Raw genomic sequence first — 22051 nt, forward strand, 5'->3', positions numbered from 1 at the left:
TTTTTTATTTTGCAGAACGTGCATTCGTATAAAAACGGTGCTAAAATAAGGGTAATTCAATCTGCAGAAAGGGGAGGGCGAGATGGCTGATCTGACGTTTATTCATGCCGCTGACCTGCATCTGGACAGCCCGTTTTACGGCATTTCGAATCTGCCTGAACCGGTATATGCGCGTATTAAAGAAAGCACATTTCACAGCGTCCGCCGTCTGACGGACGGGGCACTCCGGGAGCAGGCAGATTTCATGCTGCTTTCGGGGGATCTGTTTGACGAAGCCAATAGAAGTTTAAAAGCCCAGCTGTTTTTGAGAAAACAGTTTACGAGATTACAGGAAGCGGATATCCAAGTGTTCGTCATATTCGGCAACCATGATCATTTGGGCGGTAAGTGGACGCCGATTGAATGGCCGGAAAATGTACATATATTCACCTCGGGTACACCGGAGGAAAAGTCTTTCTTTAAAAACGGAGAGCTTGCGGCAAGCATATACGGATGCAGCTATCAGGAAAGAAGCGTAACGGTCAATCAGGCGGCCCGTTACCGGAAAATGACCGGCGCGCCTTATCATATCGGCATGCTCCACGGCATGTTATCAGGAGCGGAAGGGCATGACCCGTACTGCCCGTTTACGAAAGAAGACCTTGAAAAAAGCGGCATGGATTACTGGGCGCTCGGACACATTCATAAACGGCAGGTTCTGTCCGCCCAGCATCCCGCCGCTATTTACCCCGGGAATATTCAAGCCCGGCATTTAAAAGAAACCGGGCCTAAGGGATACTATCTCGTCCGGGCGGCAAACGGTGAGATGTCTTGGGAATTCAAAGAAGCGCATGATGTGTTATGGGAGGAAATTGATCTTGATATCTCCGGAGCTGAACATATGACTTCACTTCTGAAAGCCGCATCGGATACATTCTCCGGCTTGCGCGCGGCGGGCCGCCCGGCATGTGTCAGGCTGGTGCTTCGCGGCGCGGCGCCCCGCTTTTGGACGGAGGCGCCCGCAGGCATCGCAGAGGAGTTTCTTTCCGCTTTACAGGAGGAAGAGGCCGAAGAGGAATGTTTCGTCTGGCCGCTCGCGCTTGAGGATCGGACGGATGATACAGACAGCGTGCCGCCCGATCCGTTTTTTAAAGGGCTGCTTCAGGACATAGAACAATGCGCGGACATGAGCGGTGTATTTGAAGCCCTTGAGCGTCACCCCGTATATCGCCGTCAGATCACTTCATTTACAGATGAAGAGATACTGGATATTAAGCAACAGGCTCAAGCCGTTTTAAGACGCCAGATGAAGGAGATTCAGCGATGAAAATAACGGCGATGCATATTTACCAATACGGAAAATTTTCCGACCGAAGTTTTCAGCTGTCAGATTCTCCCGTGCAAGTGATCTACGGATTAAATGAAGCGGGCAAAACGACATTGATGTCCTTTATCAAAAGCGTGCTGTTCGGTTTTCCGAAATCAAAAAAATACGAACCGAAAAACGGCGGGGTTTACGGCGGCACTGTGGAATTGAAGCATGGCGATCACGGTGCCGTCAAAATCGAACGGACAAAAGGCGCTGCCGAAAAAGTCAGAGTGTATACGGCTTCAGGCGAAATCAAGGACGGAGAATGGCTCAAACAGCTTCTTTCCGATACAGATCGGGCGCTGTACGAAGCGATCTATTCGTTCGATGTATTCGGACTGCAGGAGATTCAAGCTTTTAACCGGGACAAAATCGGCGAGTTTCTCCTGTATTCGAGCTTATTCGGGTCGGAAGCGGCGGCAAAGCTTGACGGGCGGCTGGCAAAAGAACTTGACAGGATGTATAAGCCGAACGGGCGGAACCCCCGCTTAAATCAGGAGTTGGATACATTAAAGCGGCTCAGCGCCCAGCTGAAACAGGCGGAAGCTGCGGAAGCGGGCTATCACAGCCTTCTGGAAGAGAAAAAAAGCGCCGGCGGCCGTTTGCAGGATGCTGAAGCACGATTGAAAGACATAACTGAAGAAATCAAAACAGTAAAATCGGCGATAGAAGCAAAGCCGCTCGCAGACAAAAAAACAGCCTTGGAAAGCGAACTTTCTTCTTATCCGGAAGCATTGAAGCAATTCCCGAAGGACGGGATGCATCAGCTTGAAAAATACGAATCGCATCTCCATCCGAAAGCGGCCCGTCTTGAGGGACTTCGGGCAAAAGCGGCTGAACTCAGGCGGCAGGCTGAGCTGCTCGCTCTAAATGAGGACTTGCTGCAAACAGAGCGGCAGCTGCAGGAGCTTTCCGGCGAGCAGCATATGTACGAATCGCGCGGTGAACAGCTTGCCGCCATCCAATCACAGATCCGGCAGACATCTGCCCGCGTTTCGTCAGGATTGCAGCAGCTCGGAAGACATGAGGAAGACGGCATTCTTTCACTGAACACCGATTATGAATATGAATGGCGGCTGCAGGAAGCCGTGCAGAGCGCCGGACAGGCAAGAGAAAGAAAGACACAGCTTGATGCGATTTTCGAACAAGCGCGGCTGGAGCTGGAAGAAGCCGAACGAAAACATGCCTTGACGGCGGAAAACATTTTGGACCCCGCTGTCAGGAAAGAAAAAGAAGCCGCTTTACAATCATATAAGCAAACAGCTGATACAGAAGGAAACGAATGGCAGGCACATATACAGCAGCTGGAAAAACAGCGCGCCAAACAAAAAAAGCTCTTTCTCGGTGCGGGCATTCTGTTCATTGCGATTTTCGCTATGTTAAAGGAATGGCTGCCCGCCGCCCTTTTTACCGGCGCTCTGCTGCTGTATATGCTGTCCGGCATGCAAAAACCGCTGCCGTCAGAAAGAGGAGGGGCCGGTCACAAGAAAAAGAAACCGACGATCTCCAAAGAAGCGGCTGACCTTCTGCAGGAAGAGCTTTGGCGTGACGGCCGGCACCGGCAGCAGCTGATTGCGGATCAAGCCGTGCTTGAACAGAAAGAAGCGGCATATGAAAGAGTCATCCGCCAATATGAAGAATGGGAGGCGGAAATGGCGCCGTCTGAAAAACAGGCGGAACTTTTTATGAAGGAGCTGGGGTTTTCAGGAAGTCCTTCCCATCTTCTTGACGCATATCATGTGATGAAAGATGTCAAAAAAGAAATCCTTAACAAGCATGAGCTGACCATTGAAGCGGGCCGGCTGCAAAAGCTGCAAAGAGCATTTGAGGACCGGGTCAAAAAGCTGAGTCCTTCAGACGGAAGGGAGCTGTCCGTAAAAGAAAGACTGCGCGTTTTGCTGGTACAGGCGGAACGGGCCCGTGAGGAAGCAAAACGAAAGCAGGCGCTCGAAACGGATCTGCTGCATGCACAAGAGCAAATGCGTGAATTAAACGAAGAAGTCCATTACTACGAACAGCAGGTCAAACAGCTTTTCATGGCGGCAGGCGCAAAAAACCGCGAACACTTTTGTGAACTCGCCAGGCTGAATGAAAGCCGCCGGGAAACAGAGCGGCAGCTGCGCGAAATCAAAACGCACTTGTCCGGCATAGGCGGAAAACAGCTTGAGCCGTTTATGAGCCGCACAGTGTCCGAACTTGAACATACAGTCGTTCAGAAGGAAACAGAGAAAAAAACGCTTGAGGAAAAAAGCGCGCAGCTCCGTGAGCAAACCGCTTTATTAACGGTGAAACAAGAGCAGCTGGAGTCCTCGGGGCTTGTATCCGATTTAAAACAGCAGACAGAAATGCAGAAGGAGCGCGTGAAAAAAACCGCTAAAGAGTGGGCCGCATTACAGACGGTCAGACACATCATCAGGGAAAAAATGGAGCGGCATAAAAAAGTGACGCTTCCCCGTCTGTTAGAAACCGCCGGTGCATTATACGGGCCGCTTACGGACGGACGTTACCATAAATTGTATTTCTCCGAGGCGGATGATTCCATTATGGTCATGCGGAAAGACGGAACGGTGTTTTCAGCAGGCGAACTGTCACAGGCGGCATGCGAGCAGCTTTATGCGGCGATCCGTTTCGCCCTTGCGTCAGAGAGGGAATCTGCGGTATCACTTCCGTTTTTACTTGATGACAGTTTTGTCCATTTTGACAGGCAGCGGCTGCAGCGGCTGTTTGATGTGCTGAATCAGCTCTCAGAAGGCGGGCGGCAGATACTTTATTTCACCTGCCATGAGCATGTCAGCCGGTCTTTTCACAGCGGACAAGTCATGCGGCTCCTGTCATAAAAGAGTTTATTTTCAAAAAAGAGGTATGTGCTATACTGGTATTATGTAAGATATGGAGGGAGCTTTTAATAGAATGGCAAAAGGTATTATGCTGCACGAGGTCGGCGAGCAGGTCGATCAATACTTTCTGATTAAATCTTCGACTAAGGGAATCGCAAGCAACGGAAAACCATTCCTGACGTTAATGCTGCAGGACCAATCGGGAGATATCGAAGCGAAGCTGTGGGATGCCAAACCGACTGATGAAGTAACGTACGCGGCGCAGACGATCGTGAAGGTGATCGGAGATGTCCATCACTATCGCGGACGAAACCAGCTTAAGCTGAGAAACATCCGGCCGGCCGGCGAGAACGAAAATGTCAGTATTGATGATTTTCTGGAAACGGCGCCGATTCCGAAAAATGAAATGATGGAAACCGTCACTCAATACATTTTTGAAATGAAAAATCCAAACATCCAGCGGATCACAAGACATCTGGTCAAAAAATATGCGGCGGAGTTTATGGATTACCCGGCGGCGGCTAAAAACCACCATGAGTTCGTCTCCGGGCTCGCGTATCATGTAGTGTCCATGCTGAACCTGGCAAAAGCGATTGCCGATCTGTATCCGTCTCTTGACCGGGATTTACTGTATGCCGGAGTCATTCTGCATGATCTCGGCAAAGTAAAAGAGCTTTCAGGCCCCGTCTCCACGACGTACACCGTGGAAGGGAATCTGCTCGGGCACATTTCGATCATGGTGACAGAGCTTTCAAAAGCGGCCGAAGAGCTTCAGATTGACGCTGAAGAAGTGCTGATTCTGAAGCATTTGATTTTAAGCCATCACGGAAAAGCGGAATGGGGAAGCCCGAAACCGCCGATGGTGAAAGAAGCGGAAATTCTGCACTACATTGACAATCTGGATGCAAAAATGATCATGATGGACAGAGCGCTGGAACGGGTGAAGCCGGGCGAATACACAGAGCGTGTATTTGCGCTTGAAAACCGTTCTTTCTACAAACCGACGTTCCATCAATAAGATAAAAAGGCCGATTCTCTATGATCGGTCTTTTTTACGTTCAGCTCTCATAACTTGTCTTTATCAAGCATAGCTTAGAATAAAGACTCTGGGTGAAAAAGGGAGGAAACCGACGTGCTATTTTTTCCTTGGTGGGTATACCTTTGCATTATCGGAATTATTTTCAGCGCCTATAAGCTTTTCACAACAGCTAAAGAAGAGGAAAAGCTTGACCAGTCGTTTATTGAAAAGGAAGGAAGGGTGTATATTGAACGGATGGAACAGGAACGCGAGCGCCGTATGGCGGCGCCCGCAAGTGAAAACGCGGATACAGAAGAAAACTCCAATCATTCCATCGCATAAAAAAACTGTGCGGCTCGCCGAGAGCCCGCACAGTTTTTTTTTATTTAGATTCAGAAGAAGTTGAAGTGTTAAACGTGTCTTTTAAGTCTTTGTCTTCCACTTTTACGTCAGCTTTTTTCATGACTTTTTGAATTGCCGCCTGTACAGCTGAGTTGTCGTTTAATTTCTGTTTAAGAACTTCTTCTTTCAGTTCTTTTTTCATGTCATCATATTTGCCGCGTTCTTCTGTCTTTTTGATGATATGATAACCGAATTTTGTTTTGACCGGATCGCTGACTTGTCCGACTTTCAGACCGAATGCAGCTTTGCTGAATGTTTCATCCATTGACTTTTTATCGAACCAGCCAAGGTCGCCGCCGTTGTCTTTTGAGTTGTCAGTTGAATATTCTTTCGCAAGCGTTTCAAACTTCTCGCCTTTTTTCAGCTTTTTCTCCACTTCGTCAGCTGTCTTTTTGTCAGCGACAAGGATGTGGCTCGCACGGATTTTACCTTTTAAGCCGTCGTAATATTCTTTCGTATCAGAGTCAGTCACTTTGATGTTGTCTTTCGCCGCTTTTTGTGCAAGCAGTTCGTACTTCACCTGATCTTTCAGGTAATCTTCGCCGTACTGCTGTTTAAGGGCGCTGTACTGATCGCCGAGCTGCGTTTTGTACTCTTTCAGCTTGTTATCGATTTCTTTATCCGATACTTTGTATTTTTTTGCTAATACTTTTTCTTGTACGAGCTGTGTCAGCACACTTGCGCCCGCGGTTTTTTTCATATTCGTGTAGAGCTCGCCTTTTGTTACATTTCCGGCATCCGTCTTGGCAATCACGTCGTTGTCGCCGCTGCTGCAAGCGCTGAGAGCCAGGACGCTCGTTGCCGTAATAGCTGCTATCGCGATTTTCTTCATTCCTTTAAACACTCCTAATCATCCAAATTAAATTGCATATGCGTATCATAACATATTGTGGCTTTCTGTAAAAAGATTTTAAATAAAGGGCATTCGTCTAGTCAAACTTTTTCCTGATACATACAAATATATTGATCATGAAAAGGAGGTAATGAACCATGGGCGGAGGATATTCAAACGGTTTCGCACTGCTCGTAGTATTGTTCATATTGCTTATCATCGTAGGTGCAGCTTACATTTGTTAAGCGAAACGGATCGCTTTTTCTAAAAGCGGTCCGTTTTCTTACCCGGGCGCCTAATCGTTTCAGAAGTAAATTGCATATGATGTAATTGGAAAAATAAAACGTTTTGTAGGAGGTGCTTTTGGAGATGGGTGAAGTATTTGCAGGCGGTTTTGCATTATTGGTTGTTCTGTTCATCTTATTGATCATCATCGGCGCTTCTTGGCTTTATTAAGAAAAAAATATGGCTGTCGGGGGTCAGACCTCCGTCAGCCATATTTTTTTGCCTGTTTACACAGTAAAGGAGATCTCGACGAATGAAGAGATCAGTAAAATTAAAATAGATACATTAATAAAACGGAATACCTTATCCTGCCGGTCTTCAGGAATCTCTCTGACAAGGCATAATGTATTTGTGAGCCTGTTTATGAAATAAAGAATAAACAGGGCAGCCACGATAAAATAGAATAAAATGATGGGAGATTCCCCCTCTCTCTGAACTGCTCCCATATTACATTACCAAATATTTATTAAAAAAGATAGAATGTAACCTGAAAAATCAGCGGGATATCAAGACTCCGGCACTTTTTTTACTAATATATCAAAACCGTCGGATTCCTGGTCAATCAGACATGATTTGGGCGCTTTGACCAGGTGCAGCGCAAACAGAAGATCAGGCAGGCAATAACCCGCATGAATGCTCGAAATCATATAAAAGTAATGAGCGTGTCTCGGAAATGCCAGTCCGGCATAAAACAATAACGGCGTAATGAATAAAAACGGGCTGATCGTAGAAATCAGCATCGTCGTTTTCGGTATGCCTTTCCAAGTCGGCATCCGCAAGAAGTACATTTTCATTTCCTTTTTTCTTTTTTTACAGATCATCGGCAGGACATGTATGACTTTATGTACAAATAAAGTAACAACGAGCAGAACACAAAAAGCAAACACGTGCCCGTCACTTAAACTGATATTCGGACGCAGCAGCCCGAATGCCAAGAAGTTGCATATAAAAAACAGGATCATAAAACCTACAGCAGTCAATAATAAACGAACCGCACCATAATCTTTGATCAGATTAATGGTTTTCCAGCAATTCATCAGAGTCATCCTTCCGTACAAAGATGGAATACAATCTCAAAATAATTTACTCTCTTCAGGAGAAAAAATCAATCCTTTTTTAAAGAAAAAAAATAACCCCGGAAAGGGAAGAACAGAAGAGCTCGGTGAAACATGGAAATGTACGTTTAACCTTTCTTCTCTATTCATTATCAGCTAAAATAAGATTAAAGATAGAAAGAAGTGAAACGGATGGATTCAATGGATCAGCGTATCGGGCGTTTAGAATATTACATACAATTGCTGGTGAAAACGGTGGATATGGATAAGTACCCTTTTTATGCGATGATGATTGAAAAAGGGCTGACCGAAGAAGAAGGAGAAGAGGTCGGGCGGATCTGCCGCGAATTGGAGGACGAGCTGGAGTCGCAAAAAGCGCAAGGCTTTGTGACGTTTGACAAGCTCCTTGCGCTTTTTGCGGGACAGCTGAACGAAAAATTAGATGTTCATGAAACGATTTTTGCTCTGTATGAGCAGGGGCTTTATACAGCGCTGATGGAAGAATTTATTGAGATTATGAAGCACTTTGATTAACTGTTGATCGGTTCCAGCTCTTCAGCCGTTTCATGGACAGCCGCTTCGTCCGTTTTTTTCTTCAGCCTTCCGTCTTCACTATCAAAATCATTGTTTATGTTTGTCAATGATTTCTCGAATATCTCCATAAAATCTTCGCCGTAAATGTGGCGGATGACACAGGTTAATTCTTCAACTTCCGGAAACTTCCCGAATAAGTGGTAGATCGGCTGTGAGCCTTTAAACACCGCGTTTCTCGACGGGTCAAACTCCTCAAGCAGGCTTTCGAATACATTTTCCCCTTCTTCTGTTAACTGAATGTACGTGTTCCGTTTATCATTCAGCCGCTTGGAAAATTTCAGATATCCCCGTTCTTCAAGCTTTTTTGAAAAGTTAAATGCAGTTGATACGTGCATAACGCCGAATTTGGCGATTTCTGAAATAGAAGCTCCTTTAAGCTGATAGGCAATCCATAATATATGATGCTCATTAATATTAAGGTCGTACGGCTTCAGCCAGTTCTGCCAGTCTTTCTCGATAGATTTCCAGAGCGCTTTGGACAGCTGCGCCATTTTTTGGGTATAGATTAAAGCTTCTTTTAGATCGTAAGGCGGTTCAACACGATTCAATACAGATCACCTGCTTCACATTTTCTTTTCCTCTATTATGCCAATAAAATAAAGATTAATAAAGATGAAAATTTAAGAATTTTATAATAAATTCTTCATCCGTTGCTGGGAAAGGCTTTAAACCGCAAAAAAAAGTGCGGAACGCAATATGTCCGCACTTTTTTTGGTTGTATAGGATATTAGTTTTGTAAGGTTTTCTCCAGCTGTCTGATTTTCTCTTCAATATCAGCGATTTCCTTTTGGAGATCCTGCTGGTGCGGCTTGATTTCCTCCTGCCACCTTTTAATGCTGGTCTGAAGCTCTCCGCCTACGTCTTTAATGACTTCTGCGCTTTCTTTCGCCGTTTGGACAAGCTGGTCCTTAAGCGCCATTCCGTCTTTTTTTAACCGTTTGATTGTGTCCTCAATTGAATTGCAATTTGCTTTGATTTTGCCCCGCAGCTCTTTTCCGGATGAAGGAGCCGAAAGTAACACCGCTGCGCCTCCGATCAATCCGCCTACGAAAAGGCCTGTTAAAAGGGAACGTCCGTCAGCCATTTGAAATCACCCCGTTTTTTTTCTCATAACTTTTATCATTTTTGTTCAGAAGAATAAACTTCTATACATAGCTTGCTTTATTTTAGCATATTTTTTAAGGGAAAAGGAGGGAGAAGGTTGTCTGTCTTTATGATTGTTTTATCTTGTATGGCTCTTGTCTTTGCGGCGGGCGCCGTTTATTACCTGAAACTGCTCGGCCAGGCCGCTTCTTATCCGCCGAAGCGGGTCGTCCGCCAAAAGGCCATCGTCTGCTCAGCAGGAACCGCCCTCACATTGTTCCTTATCTTTTTCACAAAACTTCTCGTATAAAACATGCTGAAACACATTAAAAAACCTCTTCCGGCCGGAAGAGGTTTCGGTATGCGGTTATTTCACCGTTTCAATCATATTGGACCGTTTTAAGATCGTCTGCACAATCGGATGCATAATGATAATGGCGATCGCATTCAGCGCAGCCGCCGGAAGGACGACCGCGAGCACCAAGGCGGTGAATCCGCCCGGCAGGCCGACAATCAGAAGGGCCAGCGCCAGAAAGAGCAAACCGGAGATGAAGGTGCCGGCTATCGTAATGACGGCGGCCGCCGCTGTCTTTACGCTCTTTTTCACCAAAAGCGCCAGCGCGAGAAACAGAAACGCCGTTACCGGTTTTTCAATGATATTCGGAAGCTGTCCGCCCGGAAAAGATGTCGTGAGTGCGGAAATGATTCCCGTTACAATCCCGATCATCAGCACGTTTTGCACACGGGGGAATAACAGAATACCCATAAACATCATCACAAGCATCATATCGGGTTTCATTCCGAATAATACCGGCGGCATAATGGAATGAAGCACCGCTCCGATTGCCGCAAACAGGGCCATAATGACTAATTCTTTTGTTTTCATACTAAGCTCTCCTCTGCTAAGCTTTTTCGCCATCCAATAATATGCTCGTCATTTATTGCGATGGCCGGAAAAATTGATATGCAAACAGTATATCAAAGGAACCGTTATGTTAGAAGAAATTTATTCGTTTTCCTGCTGGAACTTTTTCATAAACTGAGCCAGTTTTTCACAATCAGCCAGGCTGACGGCGTTGTAGATAGACGCCCTGCATCCTCCGACTGAGCGGTGGCCTCCGAGTCCGGTCATTTTAGCCGCTTTCGCTTCTTCAACGAATTTTTTCGTGAGACTGCTGTCGCGGAGGGTGAATGTGACGTTCATGTGAGAACGGCTGTCTTTTGCGGCATGCCCCGCGTAAAACCCGCCGCTTGCGTCGATTGTGCCGTACAGGACGTCGGCCTTTTCCTGATTGCGCCGTTCAGCCGCTTCGACACCTCCGTTTTCAGCCAGCCATTCAAGGACGAGGCTCAGCATATAAATCGCAAATGTAGGCGGCGTATTATACAGTGAATCGGCTTTTGTATGAGTGGAGTATTTCAAAATTTTAGGGACGTTGGCGTTTTCGTTTTCAAGCCATGATTTTTTCATGATGACGACCGTGACGCCGGACGGACCGAGGTTTTTCTGGGCGCCGCCATAGATGACATCAAACGTTTTGACATCAATTTTTCTGCTCAGGATGTCGCTTGACATGTCGGCTACGAGCGGGATCGGTGAATTCGGGAACTCTTTCCACTGCGTTCCGAAAATCGTGTTGTTGGACGTAATATGCAGGTAGGCGCCGTCTTTGATTCCTGTGAGGTCCGCTTCCGGTATGTGGTTATGGTTTGAATCTGCGCTTGTTGCCGTGACGGATGTGTTTCCGAACAGTTTCGCCTCGGCGAGCGCTTTTTCAGACCATGCGCCCGTTACGATGAAGTGAGCCGTTTGCTCCGGCGTTAAAAAGTTCATCGGCAGCATGGAGAATTGAAGGCTTGCGCCGCCTTGAAGAAATAAAATATCATAATCGTCGGGAATATCCATCAGTTCTTTCAGAAGGCTTTTTGCTTTTTGATGCACCGCATCATATTCTTTGCTCCGGTGGGACAGCTCCATGACGGACATGCCGGTGTCATTGAAGTTGACAAATTCTTTCTGTGCTTTTTGCAGCACATCCAGTGGAAGGGCTGCGGGTCCTGCATTGAAATTCGTTGTACGTTCCATGTTTACGATCTCTCCCTGTTTTCCGCTTTAGTGTAAGAAATAATACAATTATCCTATCACAATTTTTTGATTTTTTTGATATGAAAAAATATAATTTTATGTTTTTTGTGTTGCCGGACGCAAAAAAACCTCATCTTTAAGATGAGGCAAGCCGTTTTCTGACGGTTGAAGCGATCTCCTGAAGATCGTCAGGCGCATAGTCTTCGGCGTGGGTCTTCCAGACAGCCCCGAAACCGTCGCCTTTTCCGTAACGCGGAATGATATGCATGTGAAAATGGAACACCGATTGGCCCGCTTTTTCACCGTTGTTATTGAGAATATTCAGCCCGATCGGCTCGAATTCATCGCGGATGGCGCGTGCGATTTTCGGCACCGCTTCAAAATATTCTTTAGAAAGCTCAGGCGTAAACTCGTACACGTTTTCGATATGTGTTTTCGGGATCACGAGCGTATGGCCTTTTGTGACCTGGCTGATATCAAGAAACGCCACAACATGTTCATTTTCGTATACTTTTGAAGACGGAATGTCACCGGCAATGATTTTGCAGAAAATACAATCGTCCGCTTTGTGCATAGATGGGTTTCCTCCCTGAAAAGAAATATATGTATATTCTCATCGTACCACAAAAACGGCCAAAACAAAAAACAGGGTGAACGGCTGCGCGTTCACCCTGATGCAGAAGTACGAGCTTTATCACAGAAAATTAAATATGCCTTTTGTAAGCACCTCATTTGTTTTTAAAATGAAGACTTATGGGTCTGCTTAATCATTCCTGGGACAAACACCTCATTTGATTATTTCATCATGAATGAAGAACATCATCAAAGCAGTGTGTGAAGAAATTGTAAGCACAGGACATGTTGATTTTCATCCAACTGTTCTAAGACGTCTTTTATAAACACCTCATTTTCAGTTGATTAAAGCTGTTTCCTTCTACATACATATGATGTCCGCCAAAACGATAACTATGCACGCTTTTCACGTGAGAAAAAAAGGGAATCGTTTCAAATCAGACTTTATTTTTGGTACTATGAAGAAAAACGAATCAGAAGGGGAGAAATTATGTCTCTGCTATCGGTAAAAGACTTAACCGGCGGTTATACGAGAAACCCGGTCTTAAAAAATGTTTCATTCACCCTTGAGCCGAACCAGATTGTCGGACTCATCGGATTAAACGGCGCGGGCAAAAGCACGACGATCCGGCATATTATCGGATTAATGGACCCGCATAAAGGCTCGATCGAGCTGAACGGCAAGACGTTTTCGGAGGATAAGGAAAGCTACCGCTCGCAATTTACGTACATCCCCGAAACGCCGGTGCTGTATGAAGAACTGACGCTCAAAGAGCATCTGGAGCTGACGGCCATGGCGTACGGCCTTTCCAAAGAAACGCTTGAAAAAAGGCTTCCTCCGCTTCTGAAAGAATTCAGAATGGAAAAAAGGCTGAAATGGTTTCCCGCTCACTTTTCCAAAGGGATGAAGCAGAAGGTCATGATCATGTGCGCGTTTCTCGCGGAGCCTTCGCTTTATATCATTGACGAGCCGTTTCTCGGCCTTGACCCGCTGGCGATCAATGCATTGCTGGAGCGGATGGACGCCGCGAAAAAAGCCGGATCAAGCGTGCTGATGTCAACCCATATCCTGGCTACGGCAGAGCGCTACTGTGATGCTTTCATTATTTTACATAACGGCGAAGTGCGGGCAAGCGGCACACTGGAAGAACTGAGAGAGCAGTTCGGCATGAAAGACGCAGCTCTTGATGACTTGTATATTGAACTGACGAAGGAAGACGCCGGCCATGAATAATATGTCTACTATTTGGCAGTCCCGGCTTGAAGAGCATATAAAGGAAACCAGAATGTATATGAAATATATGCTCAATGATCATCTCGTCATTGTGCTGATCTTTTTTATTGCCGGCGCGGCGAGCTGGTACAGCAAGTGGGTCAAAGACATTCCCGTTCATTTTCCCTCATTTTGGGTGATGGCGGTGCTCTTTTCATTTGTGCTGACCGGTTCATACGTCCGGACGCTTTTAAAGGAAGCGGACCTCGTGTTTCTGCTGCCGCTTGAACCGAAAATGGGGACTTACTTTAAGCATTCATTTAAGTACAGCTATCTGTCACAGCTGTTTCCGCTTATTGCTCTGTCGCTTGTATGCATGCCTCTGTTTTTCGCTGTAAGTCCGGGGGCGTCGCTTGCGTCGTATGCCGCCGTATTTATTCAGATGCTAGCGGTAAAAGCGTGGAATCAGGCCATGGAGTGGCGGATGACGTTTATGAATGACAGAAGCATGAAAATGATGGATGCGGTCATACGCTTTATCTGCAATATGCTGCTTTTATACTTCGTCTTACAGTCGTTTTATGTGTACGCTGCCGCCGTCTACATTGTGATGGCCGGCCTTTATGTGTATTTCACATCGGCCGCAAAACATAAATCATTAAAATGGGAAGCTCATATTGAATATGAATTAAGAAGGAAGCAGCGGTTTTACAGAATCGCCAATCTGTTTACCGATGTGCCTCACCTGAAAAAACAGGCAAAACGCCGGGCGTATCTCGACTTTTTGCTCAGAATGATTCCGTTTGAGCAGCGGAAAACGTTCTCCTATATGTATGCGCGGGCCTTTCTGCGTTCAAATGATTATCTCGGCATTCAGGTCAGGCTCACGATTATTTTTATCCTGATTATTATGCTCGTTTCCGCCAATCCGTGGATCACGGCGGCGTTAACCGTATTTACCGTCTTTATTACGGGAATACAGCTTCTTCCGCTGTTCGGGCATTTTCATCATCTTTCTCTGCAGGAGCTTTACCCGGTCAATCAGAAAGCGAAGCTGCAAAGTTTCTTTTCGCTGATGAAATCGGCATTAACCGTGCAGGCGCTGCTGTTCTGTGCAGCGTCAGCCTATGCCGCGGGAGTCAGCGGGGCGCTGTATGCGGCCGTTGCTTCAGCCGTTCTGATTTTTGTGATCATGCCTTCGTATATGGGCGGAAGATTGAAAAAGTACGGCAAGCTGTAATCAATCGGGTTTTTGAAACCTCAATGAAAGAAGGAGACACAGATGACCGACGATCAGCAGCTGATACAGGAAGCACTGCAATGGAAAGCGCGTTTTTTGCGCAAAGATTCCATGCTTGAACGCTTTTCTAAAGGAATGCAGGCGAAAATAAATGAGCGGATTCCCGATAAAATTCATGCCGTCATCACAGAAAGCATTAAAAAAATGACCGAAGCAACAATGACGGGTTCAAATCTGGTGAAAAGCAAGCGGGATACAAACGGTATGACGCTTGCTGAAAAAGATGCCCTCGCCAGACAAACCATCGCATCGTACCAAAAGGTCGCGGCAGCCGAAGGTATCGGTACGGGGGCCGGCGGAATTTTTTTAGGGATGGCTGATTTTCCTTTGCTGCTATCCATTAAAATGAAATGTCTGTTCGATCTTGCCTCCATTTACGGCTATGATGTGAAAGACAGGGATGAGCGATTGTTCTTGCTGTTTATTTTTCAGCTGGCTTTCTCAAGCGGTGAACAGCGGAAACGCATATACTCAATGATTGAACAGTGGGATTCGAAAAAGCATGATGTCGATTGGAGAGTTTTTCAGCAGGAATACCGCGATTATCTGGACGTGGTGAAATTGTTTCAGCTTTTGCCGGTCGTCGGAGCCGCCGTGGGCGGAGCGGCCAATTATAAACTGCTGTCACAGCTCGGTGAGACGGCAAGGCACGTTTTTCATTTAAGAATCACAACAGCCGGTACGTAATGTACCGGCTGTTTTTTATGTCAGCGGGGGTAGCTTACCGCGGCGCCGATAAGCACCTTGGCGGCCGTCAGCATCGCTTTTTCATTAAAATCAAATTTCGGGTGGTGATGAGGATAAATGGTTTCCGCGTTTTCTAAAGCGGCGCCCGTAAAGAAAAAAGCGCCTTTTGTATGCTGCAGATAATAGGAAAAATCCTCTCCCGCCATCTGCGGCTCTCCTTCAATGACCTTCGTAACGCCGTCTGTTTCCGCTGCGGCTGCCGCCGCGTGCGCCGCTTCTTCAGGATGATTGACGACGGCGGGATAGCCGCGTTTGAAACGATATTCATAGGAAGCGGAGTGCATGGAACAGATTCCTTTTACGACGGCTTCTATTTCTGCTTCGAGCAGGCTGCGCACACTTTCGTCAAATGAGCGGACGGTGCCTGATATGACTGCCTGATCGGCAATCGCATTAAACGGATTTTCAGCGGTGAACGAGCCGGCTGAGATGACGGCCGGCTGCACCGGATTTACCCGCCGGCTGACGATATGCTGAAGAGCCGTGACGATTTGTGAGCCGATTAAAACGGCGTCTTTCGTATCGTGAGGGATCGCGCCGTGGCCGCCTTTGCCGATGACTTTAATCGTAAAGCCGTCAGCGGCGGCCATTACTGGGCCCGGGCGGCATAAGACCGTTCCGACGGGTTCAGTCGCCCATAGGTGTGTGCCGAAAATGGCATCGACATGTTCGAGGCAGCCGTCCTCAATCATTGCTTTTGCTCCGCCGGGAGATAATTCCTCAGCGTGCTGGTGGATCATCACAAATGACCCTTTCAGTTTTTCCCGGTTGCGATACAGCACTTTTCCGGCCGCGAGCAGAGCCGCCGTATGGCCGTCATGCCCGCAGGCGTGCATGACGCCGGGAATTTGTGAAGCATAGGGCACATCTTTTTCATCCTGTATCGGCAAAGCGTCAAAATCAGCTCTGAGTGCCACGACCGGTCCCGGTTCACCGCCTTCAATACAGGCTGTGACACCGTTGCCCCCGACATTCGTCCGGATGGGGACGCCGAGCTTTTCATAAAATGAGGCGATGAACGCCGGTGTTTTTTTCTCCTTAAAGGATGGCTCGGGATTCATGTGAAGGTGACGCCTGATTTCAACCATTTCCTCATACAGCCCGTCAAGCTGAGCGTTTAAGCTTTTTTGAAGTGTCGTTAACGTCAAAAGCGATGCCCCCTCGTTTGCTTTTCCCATGATTGTATAGAAAGTGTCAGAAGATTTCAATCTTTTTGCTACGGGAGAATGATGATGGCGGCGATCGTCGTGACGATAAGTCCGGCCGCAACCGGGATAAAGTTTTTCCTGGCAAGCTCAAACGGGTCAACTTTACAAATAGCCGCAGCGGGAATCAGTGCCCAAGGGACCAATGTTCCGCCCCCGACCCAGATCGCTGAAATCTGGCCCAGCGCCGTTAAAACGGACGGGTCCGTATGAAGCGCGGCGGAAAACAGCTTTGCCATCGAGCCTGCAAGAGATATACCGGAAAACCCAGACCCGTCGAGCCCGGTAATCGCACCGACTGCGGCCAGTGCGATGCCGGCGAATTCTCCGGACATCGGAAAAGAATGGGACAGGGCCAGTCCGAGGTCATTGACGATCCCCGCAGACCCTTTCGGCAGCGGGGTGTTCAAAATATTTTTAAACCCCGCGTCACCGAGATAAAAGAAGGCCGCGATCGGAATGACGGGGCCGAATACTTTAAAGCCGAATTGAAAACCGCCGATAAAATACTCGGTGATCTTTTCTAAATGCCGCTCTTTATATACAATGAAATGAATGATCAGGAGAATGCCGATCGCGGTTCCTCCGACGAGTGCCGTCGCATCGTTTCCTTGGAGGCGGTATACGATCATGCAGATAATATCGGCGAGAAAAACAAGCGGAATGAAAACCGCCAGGATCACCCTGAGTTTTTTCGGCAGATACATACTTGTGTCCAAAGAACCGGAGCTGTCCAAGGAGAGGGGGGCCTTCGTTTTTTTTCGATCCCGCATGATGAGGAAGAAAGCGGTGATTGTCGTCGTTAACCCCATGATCAAAACGAGCGGAATACTTGCCTGCATGACATCGCTCACGGGGATGCCCGCGGCGTCGGCCGTTAATTTCGGGGCCGCCTGAATGACGTAATCGCCCGATAAAGCGAATCCGTGGCCGAACAGGTTCATCGCCATAGCCGCGGCGATCGGAGAAAGGCCCGCCCGGATCGCTGCGGGAAGCAGCACAGCGCCGATCAGCGCCACCCCGGGTGACGGCCAGAAAAAAAGAGAGATGGCAAACATCAGACAGCCGATAACCCAATACGCGACAGCCGGCCCTTTCATCAGCTTTGCAAACGGAGAAATCATCGCTTCATTAATACCGGTTTCGGTCAAAAGGCCGCTCATCGCCACGATAAAACAAATGATGAAAATCGTCGGCAGCAATTCTCCGGCGGCATACGTAAAGCTGTGAAACAGGCTGCTGACCGAAGCGGAGAATGAATGCGTCGTCCATAGCGCAATCACAAAAATGCCGGCGAGTGAAATAAAGGTTGTATCTTTTCTGAGAAGCATAAAAACGATAATGGCCGCGATAAAAGCAACATAAAGCAGATGTACCGAGTAGACGCCGATCCCCAATTGAACCACTCCGTTTATAAATAGGATTGCTACAGGGTATTCATAGGCGGGCGGAAGGTGCAAAGAAGGATGCGTAAAATCGGGACATCAAAAAAGCCGGAGAATCTCCGGCGGTTTTTTAGTCTATTGCGTAATAAGCGGTTACATAAGACGGACGGGAAAAAATAGACGTCGTGTCGATGCCGGCAGATGTTCCGCGTTTTTTATGAGCTTCCTGATAAGAGTTTGACTGCTGCCAATCCTGAAAGGCTTTTTCCTCTTCCCACAGGGTCAAAATGACATACGTATCGCCTTCGAGCGGTCTTAATACGCGGATGGCTTGAAAACCGGGTTCATTTTCCACTTTGCCGGCGCGGTTTTTAAACCGGTTTTCAAACAGCGGACGGCCTTCCTGGGTAACGGCGATGTTGTTGAGGACGGCGTAGCCCGGATTTTTGATTTCCCCGACGCTGTCGATGCTTTCATAGGAATGGGGCGCCTGAAAAACGGTTTCTCCATTTGTTTCATGAATTAAAACCGCATTATCCTCCCCTTGCATCAGCACCATATTCTCACTCGGGTGTTTCTTGGCAATCGTCTTTAAAAAATCGGCTGTCCCGTATGTAATATAAACCTTCATATCAGCCACCTCCTGCTTGCTAGTATATCAAAAGAGTGGTATAAGTTTCTATTGGCGACTCATTCTGACATAATTCGAAACAATATTTCCCATACTACAAGTTAAGAAAGGCGAGGTGACTTATGCTGAAAAAGAAAAAAAGATTCTTTATTCCGGCTGTAATTGCGGCGGCAACCGCTTTTCTCGCGTTAATCGGATACATTATCATTATATTTCTCGGCCATTATGTCATCGATGAAAAGAAATTAATACTGCACGCATCTTCAAAAATCGTCGATCAAAACGGTGATGAAATCGCGAGCCTCTATACGGAAAATCGCGAGCCGGTATCCATTCAGCAGGTTCCGGAAGATGTGAGAGATGCCTTTATCGCCGTTGAAGATAAACGGTTTTACGAACATCACGGCATTGATGTGAAGTCTGTCGGCCGGGCGGTGTTCCGGGACGTTTTAGCAGGCGGCAAGGTGGAGGGCGGAAGCACGATCACCCAGCAGCTGGCGAAAAACATTTTTCTGACTCATGATAAAACATTTTTGCGCAAGACGAAGGAAGTCATTATCGCCATCAATCTTGAGCGTGATTACAGCAAGGACAAGCTGCTTGAAATGTACCTGAACCAGCTTTATTTCGGCCATGGCGTTTACGGCATTCAAGCCGCGTCCCACTACTACTTTAATAAAGAAGTAAAAGATTTAACCGTTGCAGAAGGAGCCGTTCTGGCAGCGATTCCGAAGGCGCCATCTCTTTATTCGCCGATTCAGCATCCGGATAAAAATAAAGAACGCCGCGATACGATTCTTGCAATGATGAACGATCAAGGCTATATCAGCGCCAAGGAAGCCGTCAGAGCCCAGGGCCGGACATTGGGGCTTAATGTCAAGAAAACATCAGAAACGCCTTGGTTTGACAGTTATATCGATCTTGTCATCAAGGAGGCGGAAGACCGTTATTCGATGTCAGGAGAACAGCTGCTTCAAGGCGGCTATACGATCCGGACGTCACTTGATTCCAAGCTGCAGAAAACGGCATATACCCTCATGAAGGAAAGCGGCTATTTTCCGGGGACGGATCAGGCGGCAGAGGGAAGCGCCGTCTTTATTGATAATAAAACCGGAGGCGTGCGCGCGGCGGTCGGCGGACGCGACTATGTGGCAAAAGGATACAACAGGGTTACGGCGAAGCGGCAGCCGGGCTCAACGTTTAAGCCGATTGCCGTATACGGGCCCGCCATGCAGGAAGACAAGTTCAAACCGTATTCGCTTCTCCAAGACAAACTGACGTCCTACGACGGGTATGAACCGAAAAATTATGACGGACAGTACAAGGGGGAAGTGACGATGCAGGATGCGATCACTTACAGCATAAATGCGCCCGCTGTCTGGACATTGAAGCAGATCGGCGTGGATACGGGAAAATCGTATCTTGAGAAAAACGGCATGAACATTTCTGACAACGGACTCGCGATTGCGCTGGGCGGTCTGTCTGAAGGCGTCACTCCGCTTCAGCTTGCCGGAGCTTATCATACCTTTGCGGCAAACGGAATGTATACGAAGCCATTTTTTATAGAGAATATTACGGACGAAGACGGAGAAACGTTATCCGGGCCTAAAAACGGCAAAACGCGCGTCTTCAGCGGACAGACGGCATGGAATATGACGAGAATGCTACAGCAGGTCGTAAAAGAAGGAACCGCTTCACAAGGCAGCTATCAAGGCGACCTGGCGGGGAAAACCGGCACGACCACATTTACCGGCATCCCCGGCGCGACAAAGGACGCCTGGTTTGCGGGATACACTCCCGGACTGACGGGAGCCGTCTGGATGGGCTATGACAAAACGGATAAAACCCATTACCTGAAAGGCGGCAGCCAATACCCGGTCAGACTCTTTAAAGATATCGTCACAAAAGCGGGTGAAAACGGCCGGACATTCAAAAAGCCTGAAAATGTGAAGGAACTGGGCAGCCCGATTGAGCTGGAGGCGGTAAAATCCCTGTCGGCCCGTTATACATTTAAGGCGATGGGACTGATTACGGTTCAATTAAAATGGGATATTCAAAAGGATGATCGGGTTGTTTACCGAATATATGAGAAGAAAGACGGAAAAGACAAGCTTCTGGATTCGGTGAAAGGAAAAGGCAGCTTTGACATACCGTACGCCAATCTGTTTTCAGGGGCTTCATACAAAGTCGTTCCATATAATTCACAGACGAATCAAGAAGGAGAGGGAACGGAATACGTTCAGCCGAAGCTTTTTTCTTCTTAATCATGAATTCGGCGATTTTTTGAACATTAAGCCTCAATTCTATACCATTCAGAAAAAACAAGGTATAGTGTAATGGGCGAAGAACACGAACGTATGGTTGCAGGAGGAAAGGTGGAAATTCAGATGAGTAAACGAGAAGCGTTTAATGATACGTTTTTAAAAGCGGCACGGGGAGAAAAAACAAATCACGTCCCTGTCTGGTACATGAGACAGGCGGGGAGGTCTCAGCCGGAATACCGCAAGCTGAAAGAAAAATACGGCTTAGTCGAAATTACGCATCAGCCCGAGCTGTGCGCGTATGTGACGAGGCTCCCGGTCGAGCAGTACGGAGTGGACGCTGCCATTTTATATAAAGATATTATGACGCCTCTTCCTTATATCGGAGTGGATGTTGAAATAAAAAACGGAATCGGCCCGGTGATCGATCAGCCGGTGCGCTCTGCTGCGGATATTGAAAAGCTCGGCGAACTGAATCCCGAACAGGATGTTCCTTACGTGCTGGAAACGATCCGATTACTCGTAAACGAACAGCTGAATGTTCCGCTCATCGGTTTTTCGGGAGCGCCTTTTACGCTGGCCAGTTATATGATTGAAGGCGGACCTTCTAAAAATTACAACAAAACAAAAGCGTTTATGCACAGTATGCCGCAAGCGTGGCAAATGCTGATGGACAAGCTGGCGGACATGATTATCGTTTATGTAAAAGCGCAGATTAATGCCGGCGCAAAAGCCATTCAGATTTTTGATTCATGGGTCGGCGCGCTGAACCGCGAAGATTACCGGCAGTTTATAAAACCGGTGATGGACAGAATATTCCGGGAGCTTTCAGCAGAGCAAGTTCCGCTGATCATGTTCGGCGTAGGCGCAAGCCACCTGGCCGGGGATTGGCATGACCTTCCTCTTGATGTCGTCGGTCTTGATTGGAGACTCGGCATAGATGACGCCAGAAAACAAGGCATTACAAAAACGGTTCAGGGCAATCTTGATCCGTCGCTTCTTCTTGCGCCTTGGGAAGTCATCGAGAAAAAAGCGAAAGCGATACTTGATCAAGGCATGAAAACGGACGGGTTTATTTTCAATTTAGGGCACGGCGTATTCCCTGATGTCAATCCGGCAACGCTGAAAAAGCTGACGGCGTTTGTACATGAATACTCCGCGGCCCAAAAAACGGAACAATCTTCCTGAGCAGATCG

Annotated in this window: 24 protein-coding genes; 13 read left to right on the forward strand and 11 right to left on the reverse strand. The window is 47.4% G+C overall.

Annotated elements, in window-relative coordinates; genetic code table 11:
* The first annotated feature begins 82 nt into the window (after positions 1-82).
* The 4 genes from ACWJJS_RS06110 (at position 83) to ACWJJS_RS06125 (ending at position 5545) form a co-directional block, all read left to right on the forward strand.
* Complete coding sequence (locus tag ACWJJS_RS06110) at positions 83-1306, forward strand: metallophosphoesterase family protein (RefSeq protein WP_102421685.1); 1224 nt, start codon at positions 83-85, stop codon at positions 1304-1306.
* Positions 1303-4185, forward strand: coding sequence for an AAA family ATPase (locus ACWJJS_RS06115; protein ID WP_454023411.1), 2883 nt, complete (start codon positions 1303-1305; stop codon positions 4183-4185). The genes ACWJJS_RS06110 and ACWJJS_RS06115 overlap by 4 nt, the downstream gene beginning before the upstream one ends.
* A gap of 73 nt (positions 4186-4258) precedes the next feature.
* Positions 4259-5203 carry a 3'-5' exoribonuclease YhaM gene (gene yhaM / locus ACWJJS_RS06120; protein ID WP_003155251.1) on the forward strand — a complete coding sequence of 315 codons (945 nt, stop codon included), beginning with the start codon at positions 4259-4261 and terminating at the stop codon, positions 5201-5203.
* A 114-nt stretch (positions 5204-5317) separates the two neighbouring features.
* Positions 5318-5545, forward strand: coding sequence for a sporulation YhaL family protein (locus ACWJJS_RS06125; RefSeq protein WP_353574848.1), 228 nt, complete (start codon positions 5318-5320; stop codon positions 5543-5545).
* Between the two features lie 40 nt (positions 5546-5585).
* Here ACWJJS_RS06125 and ACWJJS_RS06130 read toward each other — a convergent pair whose 3' ends face one another.
* Complete coding sequence (locus ACWJJS_RS06130) at positions 5586-6437, reverse strand: peptidylprolyl isomerase (RefSeq protein ID WP_101562859.1); 852 nt, start codon at positions 6435-6437, stop codon at positions 5586-5588.
* Positions 6438-6595: 158 nt separating this feature from the next.
* Here ACWJJS_RS06130 and yhzE1 point away from each other — a divergent pair, with 158 nt between their 5' ends.
* Both yhzE1 and yhzE2 read left to right on the forward strand, forming a co-directional pair.
* The gene (yhzE1, locus tag ACWJJS_RS06135) at positions 6596-6682 is read left to right on the forward strand and encodes a sporulation protein YhzE1 (protein ID WP_017417375.1); all 87 of its coding nucleotides are present in this window, start codon (positions 6596-6598) and stop codon (positions 6680-6682) included.
* Between the two features lie 124 nt (positions 6683-6806).
* Complete coding sequence (yhzE2, locus tag ACWJJS_RS06140; protein WP_003155248.1) at positions 6807-6893, forward strand: sporulation protein YhzE2; 87 nt, start codon at positions 6807-6809, stop codon at positions 6891-6893.
* 56 nt (positions 6894-6949) lie between these two features.
* Here the strand turns inward: yhzE2 and ACWJJS_RS06145 are convergent, their stop codons facing one another.
* The gene (locus ACWJJS_RS06145; protein WP_003155245.1) at positions 6950-7168 is read right to left on the reverse strand and encodes a hypothetical protein; all 219 of its coding nucleotides are present in this window, start codon (positions 7166-7168) and stop codon (positions 6950-6952) included.
* A gap of 60 nt (positions 7169-7228) precedes the next feature.
* Positions 7229-7759 carry a DUF3267 domain-containing protein gene (locus tag ACWJJS_RS06150; protein WP_007409225.1) on the reverse strand — a complete coding sequence of 177 codons (531 nt, stop codon included), beginning with the start codon at positions 7757-7759 and terminating at the stop codon, positions 7229-7231.
* 210 nt (positions 7760-7969) lie between these two features.
* Between ACWJJS_RS06150 and ACWJJS_RS06155 the strand changes: the two genes are divergently transcribed.
* On the forward strand, positions 7970-8311 hold the full coding sequence (locus tag ACWJJS_RS06155; protein ID WP_003155243.1) for a YhaI family protein: 342 nt from the start codon (positions 7970-7972) through the stop codon (positions 8309-8311).
* Here the strand turns inward: ACWJJS_RS06155 and ACWJJS_RS06160 are convergent.
* Positions 8308-8919 (reverse strand): HTH-type transcriptional regulator Hpr, encoded by a 612-nt coding sequence (locus tag ACWJJS_RS06160; protein WP_454021631.1) that lies wholly within the window; start codon positions 8917-8919, stop codon positions 8308-8310. The genes ACWJJS_RS06155 and ACWJJS_RS06160 overlap by 4 nt on opposite strands.
* Positions 8920-9098: 179 nt before the next feature.
* Complete coding sequence (locus ACWJJS_RS06165) at positions 9099-9455, reverse strand: YtxH domain-containing protein (protein ID WP_007409224.1); 357 nt, start codon at positions 9453-9455, stop codon at positions 9099-9101.
* A gap of 117 nt (positions 9456-9572) precedes the next feature.
* Between ACWJJS_RS06165 and ACWJJS_RS06170 the strand changes: the two genes are divergently transcribed.
* A complete protein-coding gene (locus ACWJJS_RS06170; RefSeq protein WP_003155235.1) occupies positions 9573-9764 on the forward strand; it encodes a hypothetical protein in 192 nt (63 codons plus the stop codon).
* A 57-nt stretch (positions 9765-9821) separates the two neighbouring features.
* On the opposite strand, the gene ACWJJS_RS06175 is transcribed toward ACWJJS_RS06170, so the two are convergent.
* From ACWJJS_RS06175 to ACWJJS_RS06185, 3 genes are all read right to left on the reverse strand, one after another.
* Entirely contained in the window at positions 9822-10340 is a 519-nt protein-coding gene (locus ACWJJS_RS06175; protein WP_003155234.1) for a tryptophan transporter, read from the reverse strand.
* A gap of 120 nt (positions 10341-10460) precedes the next feature.
* Positions 10461-11540 (reverse strand): 3-phosphoserine/phosphohydroxythreonine transaminase, encoded by a 1080-nt coding sequence (gene serC, locus ACWJJS_RS06180; RefSeq protein ID WP_033574481.1) that lies wholly within the window; start codon positions 11538-11540, stop codon positions 10461-10463.
* 136 nt (positions 11541-11676) lie between these two features.
* Positions 11677-12114 (reverse strand): HIT family protein, encoded by a 438-nt coding sequence (locus ACWJJS_RS06185; RefSeq protein ID WP_057080120.1) that lies wholly within the window; start codon positions 12112-12114, stop codon positions 11677-11679.
* Between the two features lie 489 nt (positions 12115-12603).
* Here ACWJJS_RS06185 and ecsA point away from each other — a divergent pair, with 489 nt between their 5' ends.
* The 3 genes from ecsA to ACWJJS_RS06200 are packed head-to-tail and all read left to right on the forward strand — an operon-like array spanning position 12604 to position 15313.
* Complete coding sequence (ecsA, locus tag ACWJJS_RS06190; RefSeq protein ID WP_003155231.1) at positions 12604-13347, forward strand: ABC transporter ATP-binding protein EcsA; 744 nt, start codon at positions 12604-12606, stop codon at positions 13345-13347.
* Positions 13340-14566 (forward strand): ABC transporter permease, encoded by a 1227-nt coding sequence (locus tag ACWJJS_RS06195; protein WP_007409219.1) that lies wholly within the window; start codon positions 13340-13342, stop codon positions 14564-14566. The genes ecsA and ACWJJS_RS06195 overlap by 8 nt, the downstream gene beginning before the upstream one ends.
* 42 nt (positions 14567-14608) lie before the next feature.
* Positions 14609-15313: an EcsC family protein gene (locus ACWJJS_RS06200; RefSeq protein ID WP_058906677.1), complete on the forward strand. Its 705-nt coding sequence runs from the start codon at positions 14609-14611 to the stop codon at positions 15311-15313.
* A 20-nt stretch (positions 15314-15333) separates the two neighbouring features.
* Here the strand turns inward: ACWJJS_RS06200 and ACWJJS_RS06205 are convergent, their stop codons facing one another.
* The 3 genes from ACWJJS_RS06205 to hmoB all read right to left on the reverse strand — a co-directional run bounded on the left by ACWJJS_RS06205 (position 15334) and on the right by hmoB (position 18594).
* Positions 15334-16521, reverse strand: coding sequence for a M20 family metallopeptidase (locus tag ACWJJS_RS06205; RefSeq protein WP_173612616.1), 1188 nt, complete (start codon positions 16519-16521; stop codon positions 15334-15336).
* Between the two features lie 68 nt (positions 16522-16589).
* Positions 16590-17975, reverse strand: coding sequence for a hypothetical protein (locus ACWJJS_RS06210; RefSeq protein WP_182068759.1), 1386 nt, complete (start codon positions 17973-17975; stop codon positions 16590-16592).
* Between the two features lie 118 nt (positions 17976-18093).
* Positions 18094-18594, reverse strand: a complete 501-nt coding sequence (hmoB, locus tag ACWJJS_RS06215; protein WP_017417382.1) for a heme-degrading oxygenase HmoB — start codon at positions 18592-18594, stop codon at positions 18094-18096.
* 122 nt (positions 18595-18716) lie between these two features.
* On the opposite strand from hmoB, the gene ACWJJS_RS06220 reads away from it, so the two are divergent.
* Positions 18717-20858, forward strand: a complete 2142-nt coding sequence (locus ACWJJS_RS06220; RefSeq protein WP_033574485.1) for a transglycosylase domain-containing protein — start codon at positions 18717-18719, stop codon at positions 20856-20858.
* A 123-nt stretch (positions 20859-20981) separates the two neighbouring features.
* Positions 20982-22043, forward strand: coding sequence for a uroporphyrinogen decarboxylase (hemE, locus tag ACWJJS_RS06225; protein WP_032875175.1), 1062 nt, complete (start codon positions 20982-20984; stop codon positions 22041-22043).
* Positions 22044-22051: the final 8 nt, after the last annotated feature.

Source organism: Bacillus sp. JK106, assembly GCF_053663355.1.

Excerpts from the sequence above, each read along its gene's own strand:
- ACWJJS_RS06145 (WP_003155245.1), bottom strand. The coding sequence starts at position 7,168 with ATGGGAGCAGTTCAGAGAGAGGGGGAATCTCCCATCATTTTATTCTAT.
- hmoB (WP_017417382.1), bottom strand. The coding sequence starts at position 18,594 with ATGAAGGTTTATATTACATACGGGACAGCCGATTTTTTAAAGACGATT.
- ACWJJS_RS06195 (WP_007409219.1), top strand. The coding sequence starts at position 13,340 with ATGAATAATATGTCTACTATTTGGCAGTCCCGGCTTGAAGAGCATATA.
- serC (WP_033574481.1), bottom strand. The coding sequence starts at position 11,540 with ATGGAACGTACAACGAATTTCAATGCAGGACCCGCAGCCCTTCCACTG.
- yhzE1 (WP_017417375.1), top strand. The coding sequence starts at position 6,596 with ATGGGCGGAGGATATTCAAACGGTTTCGCACTGCTCGTAGTATTGTTC.
- yhzE2 (WP_003155248.1), top strand. The coding sequence starts at position 6,807 with ATGGGTGAAGTATTTGCAGGCGGTTTTGCATTATTGGTTGTTCTGTTC.
- ACWJJS_RS06115 (WP_454023411.1), top strand. The coding sequence starts at position 1,303 with ATGAAAATAACGGCGATGCATATTTACCAATACGGAAAATTTTCCGAC.
- ACWJJS_RS06110 (WP_102421685.1), top strand. The coding sequence starts at position 83 with ATGGCTGATCTGACGTTTATTCATGCCGCTGACCTGCATCTGGACAGC.
- ACWJJS_RS06130 (WP_101562859.1), bottom strand. The coding sequence starts at position 6,437 with ATGAAGAAAATCGCGATAGCAGCTATTACGGCAACGAGCGTCCTGGCT.
- ACWJJS_RS06200 (WP_058906677.1), top strand. The coding sequence starts at position 14,609 with ATGACCGACGATCAGCAGCTGATACAGGAAGCACTGCAATGGAAAGCG.
- ACWJJS_RS06155 (WP_003155243.1), top strand. The coding sequence starts at position 7,970 with ATGGATTCAATGGATCAGCGTATCGGGCGTTTAGAATATTACATACAA.
- ACWJJS_RS06185 (WP_057080120.1), bottom strand. The coding sequence starts at position 12,114 with ATGCACAAAGCGGACGATTGTATTTTCTGCAAAATCATTGCCGGTGAC.
- hemE (WP_032875175.1), top strand. The coding sequence starts at position 20,982 with ATGAGTAAACGAGAAGCGTTTAATGATACGTTTTTAAAAGCGGCACGG.
- ACWJJS_RS06220 (WP_033574485.1), top strand. The coding sequence starts at position 18,717 with ATGCTGAAAAAGAAAAAAAGATTCTTTATTCCGGCTGTAATTGCGGCG.
- ecsA (WP_003155231.1), top strand. The coding sequence starts at position 12,604 with ATGTCTCTGCTATCGGTAAAAGACTTAACCGGCGGTTATACGAGAAAC.
- ACWJJS_RS06175 (WP_003155234.1), bottom strand. The coding sequence starts at position 10,340 with ATGAAAACAAAAGAATTAGTCATTATGGCCCTGTTTGCGGCAATCGGA.
- ACWJJS_RS06165 (WP_007409224.1), bottom strand. The coding sequence starts at position 9,455 with ATGGCTGACGGACGTTCCCTTTTAACAGGCCTTTTCGTAGGCGGATTG.
- ACWJJS_RS06150 (WP_007409225.1), bottom strand. The coding sequence starts at position 7,759 with ATGAATTGCTGGAAAACCATTAATCTGATCAAAGATTATGGTGCGGTT.
- yhaM (WP_003155251.1), top strand. The coding sequence starts at position 4,259 with ATGGCAAAAGGTATTATGCTGCACGAGGTCGGCGAGCAGGTCGATCAA.